The organism is Enterococcus sp. 6D12_DIV0197 (assembly GCF_002174385.1).
Taxonomy (GTDB): Bacteria; Bacillota; Bacilli; order Lactobacillales; family Enterococcaceae; genus Enterococcus_D; species Enterococcus_D casseliflavus.
Genome location: NZ_NIBN01000001.1, coordinates 1,538,608 through 1,539,590 on the forward strand (window position 1 = coordinate 1,538,608; position 983 = coordinate 1,539,590).

Consider the following 983-nt stretch of genomic DNA (forward strand, 5'->3'; position numbering starts at 1 on the left):
TAAATTTAAATACTCAACACAAGCAAAATAATAATAACATTGATTTTAAAACTTTGGCTTTAAACAGGTTCTCAGTCAGAAACTTTCAAAAAAATGCATCAGTAGAAATAGAAAAAATTAAAGAGGCAATACAAATAAGTTTAAAGTCTCCTAGTGTTTGTAATAGACAACCTGCAAGAGTGAAAGTTATAACAAATCAGGATTTGATAAGTAGATTACTGCAGTTACAAGGAGGGTTTAAAGGATATAATCAACCCGATAAGCTGCTATTAATTACTAGTGACGTAACAGCATTTTTAAGAATGGAAGAAAGAAATCAAGCATTTATAGATGGCGGTCTTTTCTCAATGAGTATCTTGTATTCTTTAGAATATCAAGGTATCGGTGCTTGTGCACTTTCTACAAATGTTTCATTAGATAAAGCAAAATTAATAAGAGAAATATTGAGAATCCCAGAAAATGAAGTTTTAATTATGTTTATCGCCTGTGGTAAAATGGAAGAAGAAGTTTTAGTACCCAAAAGCAATAGAAATTCTGTAGATCGTATAACAAAAATATATTAAGTTGGGAAAATAATGAGAAAGAAACTTATTGTAAATTTTTTTTATCAAGCATCATATCAAGTCTTATTGATTATATTACCTATAATTACTATACCTGTTGTCTCCAATGCCCTTGGACCAGCAGGTATCGGAAAATATAATTATGTGAATTCTATAACTTCTTATTTTGTATTAGTCGCGGGACTGGGCATTGCAAATTATGGTGTTAGAGAAATATCAATAGTTAGGCAAAATAAGTTGAGAATGTCCCAAAAATTTTGGGAGTTAGCTTTTTTTAATTTAATTTTTTCATCTTTAACTTTAATAACTTATCTAATATTTGCAGTATTCCTATCAGATGATATTTTTTTTATAGTAAATGGTATCACTATATTTAGTTGCATATTTGATATTACCTGGTTTTTTTCAGGAATCGAAGAT

At 28.7% G+C, this 983-nt stretch carries 2 protein-coding genes; both read left to right on the forward strand.

Features of this window, described 5'->3' with window-relative positions; genetic code table 11:
* Positions 1-563, forward strand: a 563-nt coding sequence (locus tag A5867_RS07080) for a nitroreductase family protein (RefSeq protein WP_170927513.1), incomplete at its 5' end; no start/stop codon positions are given.
* Positions 564-575: 12 nt separating this feature from the next.
* A partial coding sequence (locus tag A5867_RS07085; protein ID WP_170927514.1) for an oligosaccharide flippase family protein occupies positions 576-983 on the forward strand: 408 nt, incomplete at its 3' end.